The organism is Microbacterium sp. Y547 (assembly GCF_057669785.1).
On sequence record NZ_JBYHFN010000007.1, the window covers coordinates 82,495 to 105,898 of the forward strand.

General features: G+C 69.1%; 21 protein-coding genes. 16 read left to right on the forward strand and 5 right to left on the reverse strand.

The features are described from left to right. Positions 1-73 precede the first annotated feature (73 nt). The 4 genes from AC25Y0_RS11985 to AC25Y0_RS12000 all read left to right on the forward strand — a co-directional run bounded on the left by AC25Y0_RS11985 (position 74) and on the right by AC25Y0_RS12000 (position 4,143). Positions 74-442 (forward strand): YraN family protein, encoded by a 369-nt coding sequence (locus AC25Y0_RS11985; protein WP_488123338.1) that lies wholly within the window; start codon positions 74-76, stop codon positions 440-442. After that, entirely contained in the window at positions 439-1,965 is a 1,527-nt protein-coding gene (locus AC25Y0_RS11990) for a YifB family Mg chelatase-like AAA ATPase (RefSeq protein ID WP_488123337.1), read from the forward strand. Before AC25Y0_RS11985 ends, AC25Y0_RS11990 begins: the two co-directional genes overlap by 4 nt. Then, positions 1,962-3,158: a DNA-processing protein DprA gene (dprA, locus tag AC25Y0_RS11995; protein ID WP_488123336.1), complete on the forward strand. Its 1,197-nt coding sequence runs from the start codon at positions 1,962-1,964 to the stop codon at positions 3,156-3,158. Before AC25Y0_RS11990 ends, dprA begins: the two co-directional genes overlap by 4 nt. Positions 3,159-3,240: 82 nt before the next feature. Beyond that, the gene (locus AC25Y0_RS12000) at positions 3,241-4,143 is read left to right on the forward strand and encodes a tyrosine recombinase XerC (protein ID WP_488134717.1); all 903 of its coding nucleotides are present in this window, start codon (positions 3,241-3,243) and stop codon (positions 4,141-4,143) included. A 5-nt stretch (positions 4,144-4,148) separates the two neighbouring features. Here the strand turns inward: AC25Y0_RS12000 and AC25Y0_RS12005 are convergent, their stop codons facing one another. Beyond that, positions 4,149-4,673 carry a murein hydrolase activator EnvC family protein gene (locus AC25Y0_RS12005; protein WP_488123334.1) on the reverse strand — a complete coding sequence of 175 codons (525 nt, stop codon included), beginning with the start codon at positions 4,671-4,673 and terminating at the stop codon, positions 4,149-4,151. Positions 4,674-4,971: 298 nt separating this feature from the next. On the opposite strand from AC25Y0_RS12005, the gene rpsB reads away from it, so the two are divergent. The 9 genes from rpsB to AC25Y0_RS12050 all read left to right on the forward strand — a co-directional run bounded on the left by rpsB (position 4,972) and on the right by AC25Y0_RS12050 (position 11,720). Continuing rightward, complete coding sequence (gene rpsB, locus AC25Y0_RS12010) at positions 4,972-5,952, forward strand: 30S ribosomal protein S2 (protein WP_488123333.1); 981 nt, start codon at positions 4,972-4,974, stop codon at positions 5,950-5,952. Between the two features lie 92 nt (positions 5,953-6,044). Further along, complete coding sequence (gene tsf, locus AC25Y0_RS12015; protein ID WP_488123332.1) at positions 6,045-6,872, forward strand: translation elongation factor Ts; 828 nt, start codon at positions 6,045-6,047, stop codon at positions 6,870-6,872. Positions 6,873-6,963: 91 nt separating this feature from the next. After that, positions 6,964-7,683 (forward strand): UMP kinase, encoded by a 720-nt coding sequence (gene pyrH / locus AC25Y0_RS12020; RefSeq protein ID WP_488123331.1) that lies wholly within the window; start codon positions 6,964-6,966, stop codon positions 7,681-7,683. A 49-nt stretch (positions 7,684-7,732) separates the two neighbouring features. Further along, positions 7,733-8,287: a ribosome recycling factor gene (gene frr / locus AC25Y0_RS12025; protein ID WP_488123330.1), complete on the forward strand. Its 555-nt coding sequence runs from the start codon at positions 7,733-7,735 to the stop codon at positions 8,285-8,287. Between the two features lie 7 nt (positions 8,288-8,294). After that, positions 8,295-9,344 carry a phosphatidate cytidylyltransferase gene (locus AC25Y0_RS12030; RefSeq protein WP_488123329.1) on the forward strand — a complete coding sequence of 350 codons (1,050 nt, stop codon included), beginning with the start codon at positions 8,295-8,297 and terminating at the stop codon, positions 9,342-9,344. Further along, positions 9,344-9,907, forward strand: coding sequence for a DivIVA domain-containing protein (locus AC25Y0_RS12035; RefSeq protein ID WP_488134718.1), 564 nt, complete (start codon positions 9,344-9,346; stop codon positions 9,905-9,907). The genes AC25Y0_RS12030 and AC25Y0_RS12035 overlap by 1 nt, the downstream gene beginning before the upstream one ends. 71 nt (positions 9,908-9,978) lie before the next feature. After that, a complete protein-coding gene (locus AC25Y0_RS12040) occupies positions 9,979-10,692 on the forward strand; it encodes an aggregation-promoting factor C-terminal-like domain-containing protein (protein ID WP_488123327.1) in 714 nt (237 codons plus the stop codon). A 10-nt stretch (positions 10,693-10,702) separates the two neighbouring features. After that, positions 10,703-10,987 (forward strand): hypothetical protein, encoded by a 285-nt coding sequence (locus AC25Y0_RS12045; RefSeq protein WP_488123326.1) that lies wholly within the window; start codon positions 10,703-10,705, stop codon positions 10,985-10,987. Position 10,988: 1 nt separating this feature from the next. Next, the gene (locus AC25Y0_RS12050) at positions 10,989-11,720 is read left to right on the forward strand and encodes an alpha/beta hydrolase (RefSeq protein ID WP_488134719.1); all 732 of its coding nucleotides are present in this window, start codon (positions 10,989-10,991) and stop codon (positions 11,718-11,720) included. Here the strand turns inward: AC25Y0_RS12050 and AC25Y0_RS12055 are convergent. Next, positions 11,717-12,784 (reverse strand): AI-2E family transporter, encoded by a 1,068-nt coding sequence (locus AC25Y0_RS12055; RefSeq protein WP_488123324.1) that lies wholly within the window; start codon positions 12,782-12,784, stop codon positions 11,717-11,719. The genes AC25Y0_RS12050 and AC25Y0_RS12055 overlap by 4 nt on opposite strands. 168 nt (positions 12,785-12,952) lie before the next feature. Here AC25Y0_RS12055 and AC25Y0_RS12060 point away from each other — a divergent pair, with 168 nt between their 5' ends. Beyond that, positions 12,953-14,770: a DUF8094 domain-containing protein gene (locus tag AC25Y0_RS12060; protein WP_488134720.1), complete on the forward strand. Its 1,818-nt coding sequence runs from the start codon at positions 12,953-12,955 to the stop codon at positions 14,768-14,770. Then, entirely contained in the window at positions 14,767-15,732 is a 966-nt protein-coding gene (locus AC25Y0_RS12065) for a tetratricopeptide repeat protein (RefSeq protein WP_488134721.1), read from the forward strand. Before AC25Y0_RS12060 ends, AC25Y0_RS12065 begins: the two co-directional genes overlap by 4 nt. Positions 15,733-15,741: 9 nt before the next feature. Here AC25Y0_RS12065 and glgB read toward each other — a convergent pair whose 3' ends face one another. The 3 genes from glgB to glgX all read right to left on the reverse strand — a co-directional run bounded on the left by glgB (position 15,742) and on the right by glgX (position 22,149). Further along, positions 15,742-17,916, reverse strand: coding sequence for a 1,4-alpha-glucan branching protein GlgB (gene glgB / locus AC25Y0_RS12070; RefSeq protein ID WP_488134722.1), 2,175 nt, complete (start codon positions 17,914-17,916; stop codon positions 15,742-15,744). Then, complete coding sequence (locus tag AC25Y0_RS12075; protein ID WP_488123320.1) at positions 17,913-20,000, reverse strand: maltotransferase domain-containing protein; 2,088 nt, start codon at positions 19,998-20,000, stop codon at positions 17,913-17,915. Before AC25Y0_RS12075 ends, glgB begins: the two co-directional genes overlap by 4 nt. A gap of 61 nt (positions 20,001-20,061) precedes the next feature. Continuing rightward, entirely contained in the window at positions 20,062-22,149 is a 2,088-nt protein-coding gene (gene glgX / locus AC25Y0_RS12080) for a glycogen debranching protein GlgX (RefSeq protein ID WP_488123319.1), read from the reverse strand. Between the two features lie 53 nt (positions 22,150-22,202). Here glgX and AC25Y0_RS12085 point away from each other — a divergent pair, with 53 nt between their 5' ends. Further along, entirely contained in the window at positions 22,203-23,366 is a 1,164-nt protein-coding gene (locus AC25Y0_RS12085) for a cysteine desulfurase family protein (RefSeq protein ID WP_488123318.1), read from the forward strand. The last annotated feature ends 38 nt before the right edge of the window (positions 23,367-23,404 follow it).

Sequence of the window (23,404 nt, forward strand, 5' to 3'; positions counted from 1 at the left end):
GGATTCCCGGTCGTCGATCCACGGATGCCGCCCGCGTGATCCGCGGTGATGTCGCAGCGCCGATGCTGGGGCGATGGCAGCCAAAGACGAATTCGGACGCGCGGGCGAGACGCGCGCGGCAGAGCACCTCGAGAAGCTCGGGTACGCGATCGTCGATCGCAACTGGCGGTGTCGCGCAGGAGAACTCGATCTCGTCGCCGTGACTTCTCGCGACCTCCTGATCGTCGAGGTCAAGACGCGGCGCAGCGAGGAGTTCGGGCATCCCTTCGAGGCGATCGACGCCCGAAAGCGTTCCCGCCTGTGGCGACTCGCGATGGCGTGGATCGCCGAGCATCGCGAGGCGGTTCAGGGCCGGCGGCTGCGCTTCGCCGCCGTCGGGATCGTGGGAGACGACCCCGCGTGCGGCCGGATCGAGCTCATCGACGATCTCGAGGTGACGTGAGCGTCGCACGCACGTGGTCGGTCGCGTTGACAGGCCTCGATGGCCATCTCATCGAGGTCGAGGCCGACCTCACGAACCAGACCCCTGACTTCCGGATCATCGGGCTCGGCGACAAGGCGCTGGGAGAAGCCGTGCTGCGTGTGCGCAATGCGACCGCCAACAGCGGCCTTGAGCTGCCTCGCCGCCGACTCACCGTGAACCTCTCACCCGCAGCGCTGCCCAAACAGGGTTCGGGCTTCGACGTGGCGATCGCCGTCGCCGCGCTCGCGACAGAGGGCGGGCTTGATCCGGCCTCGGTGGCCTCCACGGTGCACGTCGGCGAGCTCGGCCTCGACGGGCGTCTGCGTCCCGTGCCCGGAGTCCTTCCGGCGGTGGTCGCGGCAGCCCGCGCGGGCATGCGTCGCGTCGTCGTGCCGCACGCGAATCTCTCCGAGGCACGGCTCGTCGACGACATCGACGTACACGGTGCTGTGAACCTCGCGTCCGTCGCCGCGCGCCACGGAGCCGACATCGAGGTGCACGACGAGAGTCCCGTCGCGCTGGGGGTATCGCCGGCACCCGCGTCGCAGCCGCTCGATCTCGCCGACGTCGTCGGCCAGGCAGATGCGGTCGAGGCGATCGTCGTCGCGGCAGCCGGCGGGCACCACATGCTCATGTCCGGACCGCCTGGCGCGGGAAAGACGATGCTGGCGCGACGGCTGGCGGGCATCCTTCCCGACCTCGGCGATCGCGACGCGCTCGCGTGTGCGTCGATCCTCTCGCTCTCGGGCCGACCCATCGCCAAGCTCTCCCGCACGCCCCCGTTCGAAGCGCCGCACCACAGCGCCAGCATCGCCGCGCTCGTCGGCGGCGGGTCGCGGGTCGTGCGCCCGGGAGCGATCGCCCGCGCGAGCGGCGGCATTCTCTTTCTCGACGAGGCGGGCGAGTTCCCGGCCTCGGCGCTCGACGCGCTGCGCCAGCCTCTGGAGCAAGGCGCGATCGAGATCCACCGCGCGGGGGTGACGGCCGCATTTCCGGCCCGCTTCCAGTTGATCCTCGCCACGAACCCGTGCCCGTGCGGTCAATACGGCGTGCGGGGTGGGGCGTGCATCTGCACGCCGATGGCGATCAGGCGCTACCTCGGGCGTCTGTCGGGTCCGTTGCTGGACCGCATCGACATCGAGCTGCACCTCGAGCGCGTCGCGGTCGCGACCCGCGAGACACGCAGTCCCCGGCTGACCACAGCTCGGGCGCGCGAGCGTGTCGCAGAGGCGCGGGAGCGGGCGGCTCATCGTCTGCGGGACACGCCCTGGCGCGTCAATGTCGATGTGGCGGGCACGTGGCTGCGTGACGGTCCGCACGCGCCCGCCTCGACGGTGCGTCGACCGCTCGATGCGGCGCTGCACCGCGGGGCGATCACACTGCGCGGCTACGACCGGGTGCTGCGCGTCGCGTGGAGCCTCGCCGACCTTGCCGGACGCTCGCAGCCCGGACTCGACGACGTCGGCAGGGCGCTCTACCTCAAGAAGGGACTCACGCTGTGACGTGGATCGATCTCACACCCGATAACGCCCGCGCGGCCCTCGGCTCGCTCGCGCGGCCCCACGACGACGACGCATCGCTGGTCGAGCGGTACGCGCGCGCCATCTGGTCATGCCTCGTCGAGCCGGGTGATGGTGCGGCCGGACGCCTCGTCGGGGCCGAGGGGGCCTCGGGCGCGCTGTCGCACGCGATAGGACGCGCTGACGCCGGACTCAACGGCGCCGATCTCGCACGGTGGACGCCGCGGCTCGTGCCCGCGACGATCGCGGCGGCGTTGCGCAACGCGACGGCTGCCGACATCGCCCTGGTGATGCCGTCCGACCCGGATTGGCCGACCGCTCTCGCTGACCTCGGCGAGCACGCTCCGCTCGCGCTCTGGGCGCGCGGCGATCCGCGTCTGCTCTCGCTCGGGGCGCCCGTCGTCGCGATCGTCGGCGCGCGCGCCGCGAGCGCGTACGGCGACCACGTCGCGACCGAGCTCGCGGCAGACCTGGCGAGCCATGGCGTGACGATCGTGTCCGGCGCGGCGTATGGCATCGACGGCAGCGCGCACCGGGCGGCCCTCCGCGTCGGGGGCACGACGATCGCATCGCTCGCGGGAGGAGTCGACCAGGCCTACCCGCGCGGTCACAGCGTGCTCATCGACGAGATCGCCCGATCCGGGGTGCTGGTGAGTGAAGTGCCGTGCGGAGCAGCCCCGACCAAGTGGCGCTTTCTGCAGCGGAACAGGGTCATCTCTGCGCTGGCCGACGCGACGGTGGTCGTCGAGGCCGGTGCTCGCAGCGGTTCGCTCAACACGGCGGGACACGCCGCTGCGCTGGGACGGCCGCTCGGTGCCGTTCCCGGAGCGATCACGAGCGCGTCGTCGGTGGGCTGCCACCGTCTGCTGCGCGAGTTCGGCGCGGAGTGCATCACAAGCAGCGCCGACGTGCTCGACATGCTCGGCTACCGCTCGATGCTGCCCGACCCGCCGCCCGATGACCGACGGACACCCGACGACCGTCCACCGACCGACGACATGAGCCGCGTCCGCGATGCGCTCAGCACGCGCTCCTGGCGCGACGTGCCCGACATCGCCCGGCGCAGCGGAATGAGCGGTGGCGACGTCGAGTCCCTCCTCGGCCTCCTGAGGCTGACCGGCGAAGCAGAACGCGACACACGCGGCTGGCGCATGGTGCCCGGCTCCCGGCGGTGAGGCGGTGAGGCGGTGCGGCCGTGAGCCGCGGAGACGGCGAGCCGCCACGACCGCATCGCCGCGGCCACGCATGCTGGGGGGCATGCACGTGCGTGACGCGATCGAGGAGTGGGTGCGGCATCTCGCCGATGTTCGCCGCCTCTCGCCTGCAACCGTGCGGGGGTACCGCTCCGACCTCACCGATCTCGCCCGCGTCGTCGGTGACGTCGAAGTCGACAGCATCGATCTCGAGAAGCTTCGCGAGTGGCTCTGGCAGGCGACCAAACGCGGCGACGCGCGCTCGACGATCGCTCGGCGCACGGCATCCGCCCGCGGGTTCTTCGCGTGGGCGGTCGAGAACGGGGTCCGTGCTGCCGATCCGACCCTGCGGCTGGTCGCCCCCAAACGCGGGCGCACATTGCCTCGCGTCGCCACCGCCGATGCGCTCGCCACGATACTGGATGCCGCCCGCGCGTCCGCCGCCGACGGTGACCCCCTCGCGCTCCGCGACCACGCCATGCTCGAACTGCTCTACGGCGCGGGGGTGCGCGTCGCCGAACTGTGCGGGCTCGACCTCGATGATGTCGACCGTGAGACCCGAACGGCGCGCGTCGTCGGAAAGGGCGACCGAGAACGCGTCGTGCCGTACGGTGTCCCCGCCGCGGCTGCGCTCGACGCCTACCTGGTCCGCGCCCGCCCTGTGCTGGCCGCACGCACCGAGGCCGGTCTGGGGCGCGCTGTCTTTCTCGGGGCCCGTGGCAGCAGGGTCGGGCCCCGCGCCGTCTACGACGTCGTCACACGCGCAGTGTCGCCCGTTGCCGGAGGAACGGTCGGACCTCATGCGCTGCGGCACTCGGCCGCGACCCACCTGCTCGACGGCGGCGCCGATCTGCGTGCTGTGCAGGAGATGCTCGGTCACGCAAGCCTCGGTACGACGCAGATATACACGCACGTGTCGAGCGAACGGCTGACGGCCAGCTACCGTCAGGCGCACCCGCGCGCCTGAACCGGTCAGCAGCAGGGGAGCAGCACGGCGCGGCGGATGCCGCCGAGGAACAACAGGGGATTGACGTACTCGCCGTGCAGCCGCACCCCGAGATGCAGCGTGCCGGAAACCGCGTGCCCGCCCGTCGACACCGTGCCGATCGCCGCGCCCCGCTCGACGACGGCACCGACCTCTACCGTGGGGTCGACCGGTTCGAGGGTCGACACGATCCCCTCGCCGTGATCGATGGTCACCAAGCGGCGATCGACGACCGAGCCCGCGAAGGCGACGATCCCCGCCGCGGGAGTGACGACGGTCGCATCGCCGACCGGCGCGAGATCGATACCGCGATGGCCCGCGGCGTATCGGTGGGGAGGCGCCTCGTAGGGCGCCACGATCCGCGACGCGGCCAACGGCCAGACCCACGCGGGCTGCGCAGGCGACGCAGCGAGAGAGCCTGCGGCCGGCGCCGGGCCCCCGAGACAGCACGCCAGGGCGAGCACGAACACGAGGCTGCGCCTAGCCGGTGAGACATTCGTCTGCGCGTTCACCACCCGATTCTCACCGCGTCACGGCGAGGTGGTGCGGGCCTGCGAAAACCCGTGTGACATCGCCGCCCGGAGCCCGCTGGGGAGGAGCCCCGCCTGTTACACTGGAGGCGCATCTCGTCTGTCGAGATGACTACGCGTGCCCAGAGCGCCGAGGATTCCCCGGAATCGTACGGCGTGGCATCCACTCCCACCGGTCTCTTCGAACAAGAGCGGGCGTGCGCCGGGCACCAGGCTCGCCGACATCGTCGGCGGAAAACAACCGCAAGAGGCGCGCATGCGCCAGAACAGGAGAACGGCCATGGCCGTCGTCACCATTCGCCAGCTGCTCGACAGTGGCGTCCACTTCGGACACCAGACCCGCCGGTGGAACCCGAAGGTCAAGCGCTTCATCCTGACCGAGCGCTCGGGCATCCACATCATCGACCTGCAGCAGTCGCTCGGCTACATCGACAAGGCATACGAGTTCGTCAAGGAGACGGTCGCCCGCGGCGGCACGGTCCTCTTCGTCGGCACGAAGAAGCAGGCGCAGGAGATCATCGCAGAGCAGGCGACGCGTGTCGGCCAGCCCTACGTCAACCAGCGCTGGCTCGGTGGCCTCCTCACCAACTTCCAGACGGTGTCCAAGCGCCTCGCCCGTATGAAGGAGCTCGAAGAGCTCGACTACGACGACCCCGCCTCGAGCCCCTTCACCAAGAAGGAGCTGCTGCTCAAGAAGCGCGAGCTCGACAAGCTGCACAAGTCGCTCGGCGGTATCCGCAACCTGCAGAAGACCCCGTCGGCCATCTGGGTCATCGACGCCAAGCGCGAGCACCTCGCGGTCAACGAAGCCACGAAGCTCGGCATCCCGGTCATCGGCATCCTCGACACGAACGCCGACCCCGACGAGTTCCAGTACCCGATCCCCGGCAACGACGACGCGATCCGCTCGGTGAGCCTGCTCACGCGGGTCATCGCGGATGCCGCCGCTGAGGGCCTCATCCAGCGTCACCAGCCGCAGGGTGAGACCGAGCAGGCCGCAGAGCCCCTGGCCGAGTGGGAGCGCGAGCTGCTCGAGCAGGGTGCGCCCGTTGTGACCGATGTCGCTGAGGTCGAGATCGCCGCGACCGAGTCGGCTGCCGACGTCGCAGGTGCTGCAGCGCACGACGCCGTCGCCGGCGACGTGGCCGCCGCCGAAGCCGCGGACGACGCGAGCCAGGACGCTGAGGCACCTGTCAAGGACGAGGCCGCCGCCAAGGTCGCCGCCGATGAGGCAGAGGCCGCCAAGGAAGCAGCGGAGTAAGACTCCTCACACGACGAGGTCCCGGTCGGGTGCGGCGCACGCCCACCCGACCGGGACATCCACGAGAACTCACACAACCAAGGAGCCGCTACATGGCAAACTTCACGATCGCCGACATCAAGACTCTGCGTGAGCAGCTCGGCACGGGCATGGTCGATACCAAGAAGGCGCTCGAGGAGGCCGACGGCGACCTCGAGAAGGCCGTCGAGATCCTGCGGCTCAAGGGCGCGAAGGGCAACGCGAAGCGTGCCGACCGCTCCACGAGCGAGGGCCTCGTCGCCGCGAAGCAGTCCGGCGACACCGTCACGATCATCGAGCTGAACACCGAGACCGACTTCGTCGCGAAGAACGAGCGTTTCATCGCTCTCGCCGACAAGGTCCTCGACGCGGCGATCGCCGCCGGTGCCGACTCCGCCGAGGCCGCTCTCGCCGCACCCGCCGGCGACAAGACCATCGCGGAGCTCATCTCGGACGAGGCCGCCATCATCGGCGAGAAGGTCGAACTGCGTCGCGTGCGCACCCTGACGGGCGACGCCTTCGAGATCTACCTTCACAAGACCAGCAAGGACCTGCCCCCGCAGGTCGGCGTCGTGCTCGCATACACGGGATCGGACACCGAGACGGCTCGCAGCATCGCGCAGCACATCTCGTTCGCCAACCCGTCGTACCTGTCGCGTGACGAGGTCCCCGCCGCAGACATCGAGCGTGAGCGTGAGATCGTCACCGAGATCTCGCGCAACGAGGGCAAGCCCGAGGCTGCGCTCCCGAAGATCGTCGAAGGCCGTGTCAACGCCTTCGTCAAGCAGGTCTCGCTGCTCGACCAGGACTACGCGAAGGACAACAAGGTCTCCGTCGCGAAGGTTGCGGAAGACGCCGGTCTCACCCTGACCGGCTTCGCCCGCTTCAAGGTCGGCGCGTAAGACGACCGAAGGGCCCGCATCGACTGCGATGCGGGCCCTTCGCATGCCCCCGACCGGGGGAGGTAGTTTGTACAACGGCGAGAGGAACAGAGTGATCGATGAAGCCACGGGGCGCCGGCGCGTCCTTCTGAAGCTGTCGGGAGAAGCATTCGGAGCGGGGCAGCTGGGGGTCAACCCGGACGTCGTGAGCCAGATCGCGCGCGAGATCGCCGCGGCGGTGGATCGGGTCGAGATCGCGATCGTGGTCGGCGGAGGCAACTTCTTCCGCGGTGCCGAACTGAGCCAGCGCGGCATGGACCGCGGCCGGGCCGACTACATGGGCATGCTCGGCACCGTCATGAATGCGCTTGCGCTGCAGGACTTCCTCGAGCAGGCCGGCGCCGCGACGCGCGTGCAGTCGGCGATCTCGATGACGCAGGTCGCGGAGTCCTACATCCCGCTGCGCGCCGAGCGTCACATGGAGAAGGGCCGCGTCGTGATCTTCGGCGCGGGCGCGGGTCTTCCGTACTTCTCCACGGACACCGTCGCAGCCCAGCGCGCGCTCGAGATCGGCGCGCAAGAGGTCCTCGTGGCCAAGAACGGCGTCGACGGCGTTTACACGGCCGATCCGAAGAAGGACGCCTCGGCGACGAAGCTCGACCGGATCACCTACCTCGACGCGCTTCAGCGCGGACTCAAGGTCGTGGACTCCACGGCGTTCAGCCTGTGCATGGACAACAAGATGGACATGCGCGTCTTCGGCATGGAGCCGGCCGGAAACGTCACGCGAGCCCTGATCGGAGAATCGATCGGCACGCTCGTCACGGCATGACCGGGTCTCGCCGATAGACTTGCCTCGCCCCCAACGCGAAGGAGACACTGTGATCGCGGACGTCTTGGCCGAAGCCGGAACGCGCATGGACCGCGCCGTCGAGGCCGCGAAGGAGGACTTCGCAACGGTGCGCACCGGTCGTGCGAACCCTCAGCTCTTCCAGAAGATCCTCGTGGACTACTACGGAACGCCGACGCCGCTTGCGCAGCTCGCTTCGATCAACAACATCGAGGCGCGCACGATCGTCGTCACGCCGTACGACAAGTCGGCGCTGAAGGCCATCGAGCAGGCCATCCGCGACCAGCCGAACCTCGGGGCGAACCCCACCAACGACGGCAATCTCGTGCGTGTCACGATGCCCGAGCTCACCGAGGAGCGTCGCAAGGAGTACGTCAAGCTCGTGCGCAGCAAGGGAGAAGACGCCAAGGTCCACGTGCGCGGGCTGCGGCGCAAGACGAAGGACGAGCTCGACGCGCTCAAGAGCGACATCGGCGAAGACGAGCTCGCTCGGGCAGAGAAAGACCTCGATGCGCTCACGCGTACCCACGTCGACGCGATCGACGAGGCGCTCAAGCGCAAAGAGACAGAGCTGCTCGAGGTCTGAGGAACCCATGACCGAGGCATCCGGATCAGAACCGGGAGGCTCCTCAGCTCCGGTGCCGCCGCAGACGCGGAAAGATGCCGCGCAGTCGCGCCGGCAGCTCGGCGACGAGCCAGACCCCACGGCGGTCTTCCAATCGCACGTGCGGGCTGCGCGCAGCGAGTTCGAGAACCAGATCGCGCACGCGCGCACCGAGTTCGAAGAGGTGAACGAGCGCATCAAGCAGCGTACGGGGCGTGATCTGCTCGTCGCGATCGTCATCGCCGTGGCGATCGGCGGGGTACTCCTGGCGTCGCTGCTGCTGTTCACGTGGGGCTTCGCCGTCTTCGCCCTCGCGGCCGTCCTCCTTGCCGTTTTCGAGTTCTCGCGCGCCCTCATCTCTGCCGGTCGACGCATCGACGTCGCACCACAGCTCATCGCGGCCACCGCGATCATCGCGGCCGGTTACTTCCTCGAGTCGTGGCTGCTGTGGGTCGTCATCTTCGTCGCCGTCGCGGTGGTCGTCATCTGGCGGCTCGTCGCGCAGATGACGGCGAACGATGGGCGCACGTACGGCGACGTTCTCACCGACGTCCTCGTCGGCGCCTTCGTGCAGTTCTACGTGCCGATCCTCGCGAGCCTCGCGCTCGTCCTGCTGCGGCAGGACGGCGGCGAATGGTGGGTCCTCGGGTTCATCATCGTCGCTGTTGCCTCGGACACCGGCGCCTACGTTGCCGGCATCAGCTTCGGCCGTCACCCCATGGCGCCTCGTATCAGCCCCAAGAAGACGTGGGAGGGCTTCGCCGGCGCCGTCGTCGCTTCCGTGGTCGCGGGCGTGCTGCTCGCACTGTTCATGATCAACATCGACTGGTGGATGGGCGTCATCTTCGGTCTCGTCATCCTCGCGACCGCGACGATCGGCGATCTCGGTGAATCCATGATCAAGCGCGACCTCGGCATCAAGGACATGAGCTCGTGGCTTCCCGGACACGGGGGAGTGCTCGATCGGCTCGACTCGATCCTGCCGTCCGCCACGGCGGCGCTTGCGCTCTACTACCTCTTCACACCGCTGGTGGCCTGATGACGACGACCGACAAGACGCAGGCCGCTTTCCCGCAGAGCCGCGGCCGCTCGAAGGGCTACGAGAAGCGTGCCGTCGATGCGTTCCTCGCGCGCGCCCGCCGGGCATTCGAAGACGACGACCCGGGCCGGATCACGGCGGCCGAGGTGCGCCAGGTCGCGTTCCCCCTCGTGCGCAAGGGCTACGCCATCGCGGCCGTCGACGCGGCGCTCAGCCGGATCGAAGACGCCTTCGCTGTGCGCGAGCGAGAAGCGGCGCTCGCACGCTTGGGTCCCGAAGCGTGGGTCGAACAGGCGCGCGAGACGGCGCAGGTCGTGCTGGACAGGCTGTCTCGTCCGCGGGGCCAGCGCTTCGCGACGGTGGGGTTTCTGCGGTACGGCTATCGGGTCGACGAGGTGGATCTCGTGGCGGACAAGCTGGCACGCTACCTCGAGCGGGGAGATCCGCTGACGGTCGAGCAGGTGCGCTCGGTCGCGTTCCGCATGCAGCGCGGAGGATACCGCGAAGTGCAGGTCGACGCCGCCCTCGACGCCGTCGTCGAAGTGATGCTCGCTGTTGCGTGAGAGCACCCTCATGAGCGGCATCCGCGGGCGAATGGCATGCCGCAGAACCGGCCGGTAGACTCGGCGGCACTGTGACTGACGGCCATGAGATGATCCGCGCGCGGCGATCCGCCCGCCGGGACGTCGCGACCGTTGCCGACGTGTCGCCGCCGGCACGCACATCTTCCTCCACGACGCCGCGCTGGTCACGGCGACGGGGCGTTCTCGGGGTCTTCGCGGCCTTCGCCGCGGTCGGCTTCGTCGCCGCCTACGCGGGCACGGCCGGTATGGCCATCTCACAAGCGAACGCCGAGGAGCCGCCGTCATCGCTGTACGCCGCCTCGCTCGAGCACGTGCAGACGTATGAAGGTGTCATGACGGCCAGCGCCGCCGAGGCCGAGGGGCTCATCGATCTGGGCCGCGACGGCTATTCGGTCTATGTCACCCCCAAGCCGACCCCGACCCCGACGACGTCGGCAGGCGAGGGCAGCGCTCCTGCCGCGCCCGCGGCGCCGCCTGTCTACACCGGTGGGGGGTCGCCCGCCGAGTGGATGGCGGCGGCGGGCATCGCCGAGGCCGACTGGGGATACGTCAACTTCATCGTCGGGCGTGAGAGCGGCTGGAACCCCAGCGCGACGAACCGCTCCTCCGGCGCGTGCGGGCTCGTGCAGGTATACCCCTGCAGCAAGCTCGCGAACGCCTACGACCCGGTCGTGAACCTGACGTGGGCCAACGGCTACGCGACGGGGCGTTACGGCAGCTGGGCGGGAGCGCACGACTTCTGGCTCCGCAATCATTGGTGGTAGGTCGCCGACGATGCCCCGATCCAATCGTCGTCGACGCGAACAAGGCGGCGACGAGTCGTTCGAGCGACTCCTGGCCGGGTGGAAGCGCACCGAAACCCGCCGTGGCGCCGAGTGGACCGTCCAGCCCGTCGCGGCAGCGAAGTCGCTGAAGGCGTATACGTGCCCCGGATGCGGCCGCACGATCGACGCCGGCACGGGCCACGTCGTCGCGTGGCGCACGGGCGGAGTCATGGGCGATGCGGCCGATCTGGCCGCACGCCGACATTGGCACGAACACTGCTGGAGGATCAGCTGACATGGAGATCCGCGGACCGATCATGCTCCCCGCACGGCGCGAGGACATCGAACTGCAGACGATCGATGGGCTGACGCTCGTCGGCGAGCTCGCGCTGCCGCCCGAGCACGACCCCGTCGCAACGCTCGTGACGCTTCACCCCTTGCCGACAGCGGGCGGTTTCATGGATTCGCACATCCTGCGCAAGGCCGCCGGGCGTCTTCCGGCCCTCGCCGACCTCGCCGTGCTGCGCTTCAACACGCGCGGCACGACGTCTGCGCGCGGCACGAGCGAAGGATCGTTCGACGGCGGGGCGGCCGAAGCGTTCGATGTGGCAGCCGCCATGGCGTTCGTCGCCGAACGCGGGCTTCCCCGGCCGTGGTTCGTCGGCTGGTCCTTCGGCACGGAGCTCGCCCTGAAGTACGGGCGCGATCATGACATCGAGGGTGCTGTGCTGCTGTCGCCTCCGCTGCATCGCGCGACGCCGGACGAGGTCGCGGCGTGGCACGGGGACCTGCGCAAGCTCGTCATCCTCGTGCCGGAGCTCGACGACTATCTGCGACCCGCAGCCGCCGCCGAGAGGTTCGCGAGCGTCCCGGAGGCCGAGCTCATCGCTGTCGAGGGCGGCAAGCACCTCTGGGTCGGCGAAAACCAGACCCGTCGCGTCCTCACCGAGATCGTGGCAGCCGTCAACCCCGACGCGCTGCCGCTTCTGACGACGTGGGACGCCGCCGACGGCGCGCAGAGCAGCTAGCGCTCGTTCATCCGGGGTATGACCACCTGCCGGTAGATGATGAGCAGACTCGCGGCGACGGGGATCGCGATGAGCGCCCCGAGCAGGCCCAGCAGCGAGCCGCCCGCGAGGGCGGCGATGACGACGACGGCGCCAGGCACCGAGACGGCGCGGTTCATGATGCGCGGTGAGAGGATGTACGCCTCCACCTGCATGTAGATGAGGTACCAGATGGCCGCCGTGATGGCGGTGGCGGGGGAGCCGAGTCCCGGGATGAGGCACGTCAGCACGATGATGGTCGAACCCGTCAGGGTGCCCACCAGCGGGATGAGCGAGAAGAAGAACGCGACGACCGCGAGCACGGCCGGGAACGGCGCCTGGATGATCGTCAGGAAGATCGCGCTCAGGATGCCGTTGATGACGCCGAGGCTCAGCTGACCGATGACGTAGAAGCCCACCGAATCGGTGATCTGCTCGCTGAGGTCGATGAATCGCTCACGCTTGGAGGCCGGCACCAGCTGGTACACGGAGCGCTTCAGGCTCGGCGTGGACGCGGTCAGGTAGATCGTGAGGATCAGGACGATGAACGCGCCCATGAGGCCGGCGACGATCGTCATGCCCGCGCCGATGACGCCACCCGTGATCGATCCCCAGTTGTCCATGAGCCAGGATTCGACGTTGTCGAACACGTCCATGATGAACGCGGGGTCCAGCCCAGGGAAGATCGACTGCAGCCAGGCGGTGGTCTCTTGGAGGAATTGGGGGAAGTCGCGGCTGAAGAGGTAGTCCGAAACGACCTCGATGAGCTGCGCGATCTGCCCCAGGATGATCGGGAGCACAAGAAGCACGATGCCGGCGAACAGTGCGAGCACGAGGACGATGGTGATCAGGACGGCCGCCCACCGCGGCATCTTGCGCCGCTCGAACCAGCCCACGACGGGGTCAAGGCCCAGCGACAGGAACAGTGCCGTTCCGACCAAGAGCAGGATCGTCGAGAGGTTCTCGATGCTCCCGATGAGCAGGAGACCGAGGCCGACCCCCAGTGTGGCGACGAACGCCGTGCGGAATGGGTTGTGCACTTTCATCGTCGGCGTCCCACCTTTCGTGCGGTTGCTTTCGTAAGGATACGCAGTGCAGACCCTCAGCCACAGGATTGCTCCCTCTCGGTCGATGTCCAGCCGTGTTTCGCTAGTCTGGGATGTCGGTTCGTGGGTTCGCCAGGCCAGGTGTGGATCCGGAGGAGGGTGTTTTTCGTGCGTTTCGTTTGGGCTGTGGCGGCATTCGTCCTTGCCGCCGTGCTGATCGGTGCGGGCATTGCTCAGCGCACGGTTTTCCAGGGACCGAAGACGGTCACCACGGCCATCTCGGCCAGCGAAGAGGCCCCGTATCTGCTCGTGGACGGCGAAGTGCTCGGCTCTATGCCGGGGACCCAGACGCTGCGTACACAGGCTCCCGGTGAGATCTTCGCGGCGTACGGACGGACCGCCGACATGGTCGCGTGGCTCGCTGACACGCCGTACAACAGCGTCTCGCTCGACAGCGACGGCACACCGGTCGTCGAGCTTGTCGAGCCCGAAGCGCCCGCGGTCGGCGAGGCCGACGAGGCCGCCACGACCGACGAAGCCGAGAGCGCACCCGCGCGGTCTCCGATCGGTTCTGACCTGTGGCTCGACGAGTTCCTCGAGAGTGACGTGCTCATCGCCCCGCTGCAGCTTCCTGCCGAGATGAGCGTCCTGGTCGCGACTGACGGCACCCAGCCGGCGCCGTCGAGCATCTCGATCTCCTGGCCCATCGACAACAGCACGCCGTGGGCAGGACCCCTCATGACTGTGGGTGGCATCTTCATGGCGGCGGGCATCGTCTTCTACATCCTCGGGATCCTGCACGCGCGACGCGCCCGCGGACCGCGGCGCAAGGGCCTGCCCATGCCTGTGACCGAACCGATCGACCTCACCCTCGACGATCCCGACAAGGGCGTCATCTCCGCGGGAGAGCCCAAGCCCAAGCCTGTGGCGCGCGGGCGACGCGCTTTCGTGGCCATCCCCGCCGTGGCGATCTCGGCGCTGCTGTTCTCGGGATGCAGCGCGGACGCGTGGCCGCAGCTGAGTGATTCCCCGACCCCGACCCCGACGCCGACGGTCATCGTTCCTGAGGGCCAGCAGGCCCCTGCGGTCACGAAGGCGCAAGCAGAGCGGATCCTCTCCCGCATCGGCGAGACGGTTGCCGAAGCCGACGCCGCGATGGACCCCGCCCTCGCCGCGACACGACTGGACGGCGCGGTGCTTGCGACCCGCACCACCAACTACAAGCTCCGCGGTGCGATCCCCGACTACGCCGCTCCGCAGCCCATCATCACCAAGCCGGTCGAGATCCTGCTGCCGCAGGCATACGACGGCTGGCCGCGGTCGGCGATGGCCGTCGTCGATGATGAGGAATCGAAGACCTCGAGCATCATGATCATGACGCAGGCCGATCCTTGGGCGCCGTACAAGATCACGTATCAGGCGAACCTCGAAGCGGCGACGCTCATGCCCGACCTGGCCGCCTCGTACGTCGGTGCTTCGCAGATCCCGCCGGACTCGTCCTTCCTGATCCTGCCCCCCGACAAGCTGGCCGCCGCGTACGCCGACATCGTCGACAACGGCGACGAGAGCGAGTTCGCCGGGCTGTTCGATTCAGAGGGCGACCAGTTCCGCACGAGCATCGCGGCCGACCGGCAGGCACGCATCGACGCCTTCAACGAGACGGCGACGAACACGGGAAGCCTCGCGTTCGACGCCGTCCCCGGCACCGAGGAGCCGTTCGCCATCGCCACTCTCGAAAGCGGCGCCATCGTCGCGGTGAACATCCACGAAGTCGACACGGTCAAGCCGACCAACACCGACGCCGTCATCAAGCTCGACACGAACCCGACCGTGCAGACCCTCGCGGGGGCTGAGCAGTCTTCGACGGGCTTCAGCACGACGTACAGCGACCAGCTGTTCTTCTACGTCCCCGGCCAGGGCTCGTCCGAGAAGATCCGTCTTCTGGGCTACGGCTCGGCAATCCTCGATGCGAAGGTGATCAGTTGAGCAACCCCACACCGCCCGCGGCCATGCGCGGCGCCGTCGATCTGTCCGCCCTGCGCAACCGCCCGGCGGCGGCGCCGCCCGCCGGTGCCGGCGCCGGCACCGCCACCGGCGCGGGGGCCGCGCCCTCGACCCCGTCGCTCGTCTTCGATGTGACGGATGCCACGTTCCCGCAGGTGCTCGAGCTGTCGCGCACCGTCCCGGTCGTCATCGACCTGTGGGCCGAGTGGTGCGGGCCGTGCAAGCAGCTCAGCCCGATCCTTGAACGCGTCGTCGCCGAACTCGCCGGCAAGCTGGTGCTCGGCAAGGTCGACGTCGACGCAAACCCGCAGCTGGCACAGGCCTTCCGCGCGCAGTCCATCCCGATGGTGCTCGCTCTCGTCGGCGGTCAGCCGGTTCCCCTGTTCACGGGCGCCGTTCCCGAGCAGCAGGTGCGCGACGTCTTCGCCCAGCTGCTGCAGGTGGCGGCGCAGAACGGCGTGACGGGCACGGTCCCGGTGGGCGATTCCGCCGACGGCGCCGACACACCCGCCGAAGCGGTCGAGCCGCCCTTGCCGCCGCTGCACGCCGAGGCCTTCGCGGCGATCGAAGAGGGCGACTACCCCCGCGCGATCGCCGCCTACGAGCAGGCGCTCAGCGAGAACCCCCGCGACGCCGAGGCGCGTGCCGGGCTCGGTCAGGTGCGGCTGCTCGATCGGGTCAAGGATCTCGATCTGCAGGAGGCACGCGCTGCTGCCGCGGCGGCTCCGAGGGACATCGCGGCGCAGTTCGCCGTCGCCGATCTCGATATGACGGGTGGGCACGTCGACGATGCGTTCGAGCGGCTGCTCGAGCTCTTCGCGACGTTGCCGTCCGACGAGCGCAGCCCTGTGCGCGAGCGGCTGCTCGAGCTCTTCGGGCTCGTCGGCGATGCCGACGCGCGCGTGCTGCGCGCTCGGGGCCGACTGGCCAACTTGATGTTCTGACGCCCGGCTTCAGCCGCGCGCGGCCGTGGGAAGGTGCTTCTCCGGCTCGTGACGCAGCCACAGCACCCCCAGGGGCGGCAGAGTGAGCGACGCGTGACCGTCGGCATCGGCGTGCACGATCCCGCCGTTACCGGCCCCGGACCCGCCGAATTCGAGCGCGTCGGTGTTGAGGATCTCGTGCCAGACGCCGTGCCCGGGCAGATCCAGTCGGTACCCGACGAGAGGGGTGCCCGAGAAGTTGCACACGACCGCGACCGTCGTCCCGTGACCGTCTCGGCGGGTGAATGCGATGACGTCGGGGTTCCAGCTCGGGCCCCCGATGCGCGCGAACGCGGCGCTGTCGCTGTCGCGTGACCACAGCGCGGGCTCGGCCCGATACGTGCGATTGAGCGAGCCGACGAACGTCAGCAACTGCGCGTGCGAGGGCTGCTCGAGGATCCACCAGTCCAGTCCGCGGCTTTCGGACCACTCAGAGAGCTGACCGAACTCCTGTCCCATGAACAGCAGCTGCTTGCCGGGATGCCCCCACATGTAGGCCAGGTACGCCCGCATGTTGGCGAGTTTCTGCCAGTGGTCGCCTGGCATCCGTCCGAACAGACTGCCCTTGCCGTGCACGACCTCGTCGTGGCTGATCGGAAGCATGTAGTGCTCGCTGAAGGCGTAGACGAACGAGAACGTCAGTTCCCCCTCGTGATGCGATCGGTGGAGCGGATCACGGGAGATGTACTGGAGTGAGTCGTTCATCCAGCCCATGTTCCACTTGAACCCGAACCCGAGCCCTGCTTGGTGAGTGGGGGTCGTGACCCCGGGAAAGCTCGTCGACTCCTCGGCGATCATCGCGATTCCGGGGTAGCGCCGGTAGGCCGTCGCGTTGACCTCCTGCAGGAAGGCGATGGCCTCGAGGTTCTCGCGCCCGCCGTGCACGTTGGGTTCCCAATCGCCCGGCTCGCGCGAATAGTCGAGATAGATCATCGAGGCGACCGCGTCGACGCGCAGCCCGTCGACGTGGAACTCCTCGAACCAGTACAGCGCGTTGGCGACGAGGAAGTTGCGCACTTCGCGACGGCCGTAGTCGAAGATGTACGTGCCCCAGTCACGGTGCTCCCCACGCCGGGGATCGGCGTGCTCGTAGAGCGGCTCGCCGTCGAACCGGGCGAGAGCGAAGGCATCCTTCGGGAAGTGCCCGGGCACCCAGTCCATGATGACGCCGATGCCCGCCTGATGCAGCCGGTCGATCAGGTAGCGCAGGTCATCGGGCTCGCCGAACCGGCTCGTGGGCGCGTAGTACCCCGTCACCTGATATCCCCATGACCCGCCGAAGGGATGCTCGGCGAGCGGCATGAACTCCACGTGCGTGAAGCCGTGCTCCGTGACGTAGTCGACCAGCGGATCCGCCGCGGCACGGTAGGAAAGCCCAGGGCGCCACGATCCGAGGTGCAGTTCGTACACCGACATCGGCTCGGTCAGCGGAGTCGCCCGCGCGCGCCGTACCATCCACTCGCGGTCGCGCCAGCGGTACGACGACTGCGTCACGATCGATGCGGTCGCGGGCGGCACCTCGGCGTACCGCGCCATCGGGTCGGCCTTCATGATCCAGTCGCCGCGTCGCGGGAGCAGTTCGTACTTGTAGGTCGTCCCGGGGCCGATGCCCGGAACGAACAGCTCCCACACACCCGACGCGCCCAGCGAACGCATCGCGTGGCTTTGGCCGTCCCACGCGTTGAGGTCGCCGACGACGCGAACGGCGCGAGCGTCCGGCGCCCACACGGCGAACGCGACACCCGTCACGCCATCGAGGTTGCGCACGTGCGAGCCGAGCACGCGCCACAGCTCCTCGTGGCGTCCTTCGCCGATCAGGTGCAGATCCAGTTCGCCCAGGGTCGGACGGTGCCGGTACGGGTCATCGGCGACGTGGTCGGGACCGGAGTCGTAACGCGCGACGAGCTCGTACGCTCCCGCCGTGCCGCCGCGCGTGCCTTCCCAGATGCCGCTGCGCACATGCTCGAGCGGTACGCGGGTGCCATCATCGAAGACCGCCGTGACGCTGCGCGCCAGCGGACGCCGAGCGCGGACGACCCAGCCTGAGGAGCCCTCGTCGTCGACCGCGGGGTGCAGCCCCAGCACGCTGTGCGGGTCGTGGTGCGATCCGGTTGCGATGTCGTCGAAAACCTGGTCGTCGATCATGACGTGCGCTCCTTGACGTGGAGGATGTGCACGGGTTCGGTGAAGGCATCCAGTCGCACGTAGTTGTGATCCGTCCAGGTCCACGTCGCGCCCGTCACGAGGTCCTCGACGTCGTAGGGCGCCCCCGGCTCGACACCCCATACGGTCGTGTCCAGATGCACCGTGGTCTGTCGTGCGGAGTGCGGATCAACGTTGACGACGACGATGATGGTGTCGCTGCGGCCCGTCGGCGACAGCGCGGCATCCAGGTGCTTCGCGTACACGAGGATCGCGTCATCGTCGCTCCAGTGCACCGTGAGATTGCGCAGCTGACGCAGCGCCGGGTGGTCACGCCGGATCTCGTTGAGACGTGTCAGGAAGGGAGCAAGCGAATCGCCCCGCGTCTGCGCCCCGACCCAGTCGCGCACCTTCACCTCGTACTTCTCGTTGTCGACGTTCTCTTCCGAACCCGGCCGGGCGACGTTCTCGTAGAGCTCGTAACCGGCATACACGCCGTAGGACGGGGCGGCCGTCGCGGCGATCGCCGCGCGGATGCGATAGGCGGCGCGCCCGCCGAACTGCAGGTACTCGGTCAGGATGTCGGGCGTATTGACGAAGAGGTTCGGACGCAGGAAGTCGGCGGTCTCGTCGGCGAGCGACGCGAGGAACTCCTCGAGCTCCGGCTTGGTGTTGCGCCACGTGAAGTAGGTGTAGCTCTGCTGGAATCCGACCGCTGCGAGTGCCTGCAGGGGAGCGGGACGAGTGAAGGCCTCGGCGAGGAAGACGACCCCGGGATGCCGCCCGTTCACGGTGCGGATGAGCCACTCCCAGAACTGCAGTGGCTTGGTGTGCGGATTGTCGACCCGGAAGATCTCGACGCCCTGCGCGATCCAGTGCTCGACGATGCGAAGCACCTCGGCACGGATGCCGTCGGGGTCGTTGTCGAAGTTGACCGGGTAGATGTCCTGGTACTTCTTCGGCGGGTTCTCGGCGTACGCAATCGTGCCGTCGGGAAGCGTCGTGAACCACTCGGGGTGCTCCGTGACCCAGGGATGGTCGGGCGCAGCCTGCAGCGCGAGGTCGAGCGCGACCTCGATGCCCTCGTCGCGGGCGGCGCGCACGAACGCGCGGAAGTCCTCGAGCGTTCCGAGTTCGGGATGCACGGCGTCGTGCCCGCCTTCTGCGGCCCCGATGGCCCACGGCGAGCCTGGGTCGGTCGGTTTCGCGTCCAGCGTGTTGTTCGGGCCCTTCCGGTTGCGTCTGCCGATCGGGTGGATCGGCGGCAGGTACAGCACGTCGAAGCCCATCGCGGCGACAGCCGGAAGACGCTCAGCCGCCGTGCGGAACGTGCCGCTGCGCACGGATCCGTCGGCGAGCCGTACGGCGCCTTCTGACCGCGGGAAGAACTCGTACCAGGCACCCACGCCGGCGCGCTCGCGCTCGACCACGAGCGCGTGCTCTTCGCCGACGGTCCGCAGCGACATGAGCGGTCGCGCCTCGAAATACGCCGCGATGGCGGGATCGCGGACGATCTCCAGCGCGGCGGCATCCGTCGTCTTCGGATCGCGCAGCGACGCAGCGGCCGTACGGAGCGCCGTGCGCTCGGCGGAGGGTCGGCTCTTCTCTGCGGCGGCGCGGTCGAACAGAAGCGCGCCGCTCTCGCGCATGAGGGGCGCATCGACATCGGCGGCGATCTTCAGATCGGCGGAGTGGCGCCACGTGGCGACGTCGTCGCCGAACGCTTCGTACCGGAACGTCCAGATGCCCTCTTCGAGCGGCGCGATGAGCGCCTCCCAGCGGTCGAACCCGTCATCGAGAGCACGCAGGCGGTGCAGCGACGCCGCCCCGGACGGCGCGACCAGCCGCACGTGAACGCCGATGCGGTCGTGCCCTTCGCGGAACGCCGTGACCTGGAACGGCACGACCTCGCCGTGATAGGCCTTCGGGCGGAACCGGCCACCGGGGACGGCGGGCCGAGCCAGCGAGAGCGGGATGCGGGGCGTGACGGTGTCGCGCTCCGCCCCGTCGTCCGGCCAGTCCCGCAGTGGAATCTCGGCGGCACTTCGCCAGGGGCGGGAGGGTTCGGTTCGCGACGGCTTCACCACGGTTCGAACCTATCGAACGGAACCGCCCTCGCGCGCGACGGGGTGCTGCGGCGATCGCGTCTCACTCTGCACGGAAGAGCTGCATGGAGGTGCCGCCGATCTGGAGGATCTCGCCGGGTGAGTGTTCGAGATGCTCGTCGGCGGGCCGATCATCGACGCTCGACCACAGCGACACGAACCGCGTCACACCGTCGACATGCGGCAGCGCGACCTCGATCGGGCGTTCGGAGCCGTGGACGATGAGCAGGATGCGATTGGGCTCCTCGGTCTCCGGCGTCGACGTCGCGACGTACTGCAGCGTGCGGTGCGAGGGATCCGTCCAGCGCTCTCCCGACATCGTCTCGCCGTGCTCGTCGTACCACTCCATGACCGACGCCGACGGCGTGTGCTCGCCGAGCCGGGCGAACCGGCTCGGGCGCAGCGCCGGATTCTCACGGCGCAGCTGGGTGAGTCGCTGCACGTGCGCGTGCAGGTCCTGCTGCCACGGGGCGTACTCCCACGTCAGCCAGGTCAGACGCGAGTCGTGGCAGTAGGCGTTGTTGTTGCCGCGCTGCGTGCGACCGAACTCGTCGCCGGCGGTGAGCATCGGGACGCCCGAGGACAGCAGCAGTGTGCCCAGCAGGTTGCGCATGGCCTTGCGGCGCGTCGCGCGGATGCCCTCGTCGTCCGTCGGGCCCTCTGCGCCGTGGTTGAAGGAGCGGTTCGTGTCCGCGCCGTCGCGATTCTGCTCGCCGTTGCCCAGGTTGTGCTTGACGTCGTACGACACGAGGTCGCGCAGCGTGAAGCCGTCGTGAGCTGTGACGAAGTTGACGCTTGCGAGCGGGCCCCGCTCAGCGCTGAACGTGTTCGACGAGCCTGCGAGGCGCGTCGCGAAGCCGCCGATGCCGACGGGTGACGTCGAAGCGCGGCGCGCGTAGTCGACGTCGCTGAGCCAGAAGTTGCGCACGCGGTCGCGATACCGGTCATTCCACTCGTGCCAGCCCTCGCCGAAATTGCCCGTCTGCCATCCGCCCATGCCGACATCCCACGGTTCGGCGATCTTCTTGACGCCGGCTAGTCCGGGGTCGTGCACGATGGCCTGCAGGAGCGGATGATCGGGGGTGAAGACGTGGGATGCGTCGCGGCCGAGGGTCGTCGCCAGATCGAAGCGAAACCCGTCGATCTGCACGTCGTTCGCCCAGTAGCGCAGCGAATCCAGCACGAGTCGCGCAGCAGCATCCGTCGCGGTGTTCACCGAGTTGCCGCATCCGGTCACGTCGATGTAGGCGCCGTCGTCGGTCTGCCGGTAGTACGCGCGATTGTCGATGCCCCGCAGGCTCGTGCGCGGGCCGCCGAGACCCTCTTCGGAGGTGTGATTGAACACGACGTCGAGAATCACCTCGAGCCCTGCCTCGTGCAGCAGGCGCACCATGCCCTTGAATTCGCGCAGAACCCCTTCGGGGCCGTCGCGACGGGCGTCTTCGCTCGCGTAGGCGGCGTGGGGCGTGAAGAAGTTGACGGTGTTGTAGCCCCAATAGTTGGTGAGGCCGTGCTGGAGCAGTCGGGGCTCGGTCGCGAACGCGTGCACGGGCAGGAGCTGCACGCTCGTCACCCCCAGATCCAGGAGGTGCTCGATCATGGCCGGGTGGCCCAGCCCCGCATACGTGCCGTGCAGGGCCGTGGGCACCTGTGGGTGGCGCTTCGTGAGGCCCTTGAGATGGGCTTCGTAGATGACGGTGCGATCCAGCGGCACGGCGGGCTTGCCGACGCCGCCCCAATCGAAGGCCCCGTCGATGACGACCGAGCGCCAGTCCTCGAAGCCCGCACTGTCCAGTCCCCGCGAATAGGGCTCTACCAGGAGCGTCCCCCGGTTGAAGGTGTTACCCGGCGCGTGCGGTCCGTCGACACGGATCGCGTAACGCGCCCCGGGCCGCATCAGCGGTGTCGTCACGCTCCACACGCCGCCGCCGACGGGCGAAAGGGGCAACTCGTCGGTGATCCAGTCCAGATCGTCGCTGTCGAACAGCACGAGATCGACGGAGTCGGCAGCCCCCGACCACACGCGCAGGGTGCCGCCGTCGGGTCCCTGCGTGACACCGAGCCCGTCGAGTTCAGTGCTCAGCAGGCCCCGCGGGGGCACAGCGGAGTCGGGCGCGTCCGGGTCATGCATGCGTTCTAGAGTAGTAAGGCTCGGACGGTGCCCAGCGCGCGAAGGGAGGGGCCATGACGGTCTACCTGGATCACGCGGCGACGACGCCCCTGCGCCCCGAAGCGCGCGACGCATGGCTGCGAGCTGCCGAGCTCGTCGGCAACGCGTCATCGATCCACGGCGGGGGTCAGGCCGCGCGGCGCCTTCTCGAGGAGTCGCGCGAGCGGCTCGCCGTCGTGCTGGACTGCGACCCCATCGAGGTCGTGTTCACCTCGGGCGGCACCGAATCGGTCAACCTCGCCCTCAAGGGTCTGTGGTGGGCGCGCGTCCCCGATGACGACGCGCTCGTTCTGCCCGACGGCGAGCACCACGCGACGATCGACGTCGTCGACTGGCTCGTCGCCTCGCAGGGCGCCACCGTGCGCGCCGTGCCCCTCGACCCGCACGGGCACATTCCGCTCAGCGCATGGCAGGCGGCGCTCCCCGGCGCCGCGCTGGCCACCGCGCTCGTGGCGGCGAACGAGACGGGCACCCTCAACGATGCGGCGGCGCTCTCGGCGACGGCGGCCGCGGCGGCGGTGCCGCTGCACCTCGACGCGATCGCCGCGCTGGGGCATGTTCCTGTCACGTTCTCGGCGTGGCGGGGGGATGCTGCGGCAGCGACGGGCCTCGTCGCCCTCAGCGTGTCGGGGCACAAGATCGGCGCTCCCGTCGGCACGGGCGCACTCGTCGTCGAGCGCACCGCCCGCATCGCCGCGCTCGTGCACGGCGGCGGGCAGCAGCGCCGGCTGCGCGCCGGAACGCAGGACGTCGCGGGCGCCGCGGCGTTCGCCGTCGCTGCCGAGCTGGTGACCGCCGAACTCACGCGAGAGGCCGATCGCCTCGCCCCGCTGCGCGATGATCTCGTGCGCGGCATCCGCGCGGCTGTTCCGGATGCCGAGCTGCTCGGCGATCCAGAGGCTCGTCTTCCCGGCAATGCGCACGTGCTCTTCCCCGGGGCCGCGGGGGAGACCCTGCTGTTCCTGCTCGACCAGCGCGGCATCGCGGTGTCGACAGGCTCGGCGTGCCAGGCGGGCGTGCCCGAGCCCTCGCACGTCGTGCGCGCGCTCGGTCGCAGCGACGTCGAAGCACGCGAGGTCCTGCGTTTCACACTCGGCCGCACGACGACCGCCGCTGACATCGCCGCCGTCCTCGCGGTGCTTCCCGAGGTCGTCGAGCGAGCGCGCGCCGCCCGCTGACGGATCTGGTGGTCTCAGCGAACGCCGATCCGCGAGCT

Excerpts from the sequence above, each read along its gene's own strand:
- AC25Y0_RS12045 (WP_488123326.1), top strand. The coding sequence starts at position 10,703 with ATGCCCCGATCCAATCGTCGTCGACGCGAACAAGGCGGCGACGAGTCG.
- glgX (WP_488123319.1), bottom strand. The coding sequence starts at position 22,149 with ATGCATGACCCGGACGCGCCCGACTCCGCTGTGCCCCCGCGGGGCCTG.
- glgB (WP_488134722.1), bottom strand. The coding sequence starts at position 17,916 with ATGATCGACGACCAGGTTTTCGACGACATCGCAACCGGATCGCACCAC.
- AC25Y0_RS12085 (WP_488123318.1), top strand. The coding sequence starts at position 22,203 with ATGACGGTCTACCTGGATCACGCGGCGACGACGCCCCTGCGCCCCGAA.
- rpsB (WP_488123333.1), top strand. The coding sequence starts at position 4,972 with ATGGCCGTCGTCACCATTCGCCAGCTGCTCGACAGTGGCGTCCACTTC.
- AC25Y0_RS12030 (WP_488123329.1), top strand. The coding sequence starts at position 8,295 with ATGACCGAGGCATCCGGATCAGAACCGGGAGGCTCCTCAGCTCCGGTG.
- AC25Y0_RS12035 (WP_488134718.1), top strand. The coding sequence starts at position 9,344 with ATGACGACGACCGACAAGACGCAGGCCGCTTTCCCGCAGAGCCGCGGC.
- AC25Y0_RS12000 (WP_488134717.1), top strand. The coding sequence starts at position 3,241 with ATGCACGTGCGTGACGCGATCGAGGAGTGGGTGCGGCATCTCGCCGAT.
- AC25Y0_RS11985 (WP_488123338.1), top strand. The coding sequence starts at position 74 with ATGGCAGCCAAAGACGAATTCGGACGCGCGGGCGAGACGCGCGCGGCA.
- AC25Y0_RS12055 (WP_488123324.1), bottom strand. The coding sequence starts at position 12,784 with ATGAAAGTGCACAACCCATTCCGCACGGCGTTCGTCGCCACACTGGGG.
- AC25Y0_RS12050 (WP_488134719.1), top strand. The coding sequence starts at position 10,989 with ATGGAGATCCGCGGACCGATCATGCTCCCCGCACGGCGCGAGGACATC.
- tsf (WP_488123332.1), top strand. The coding sequence starts at position 6,045 with ATGGCAAACTTCACGATCGCCGACATCAAGACTCTGCGTGAGCAGCTC.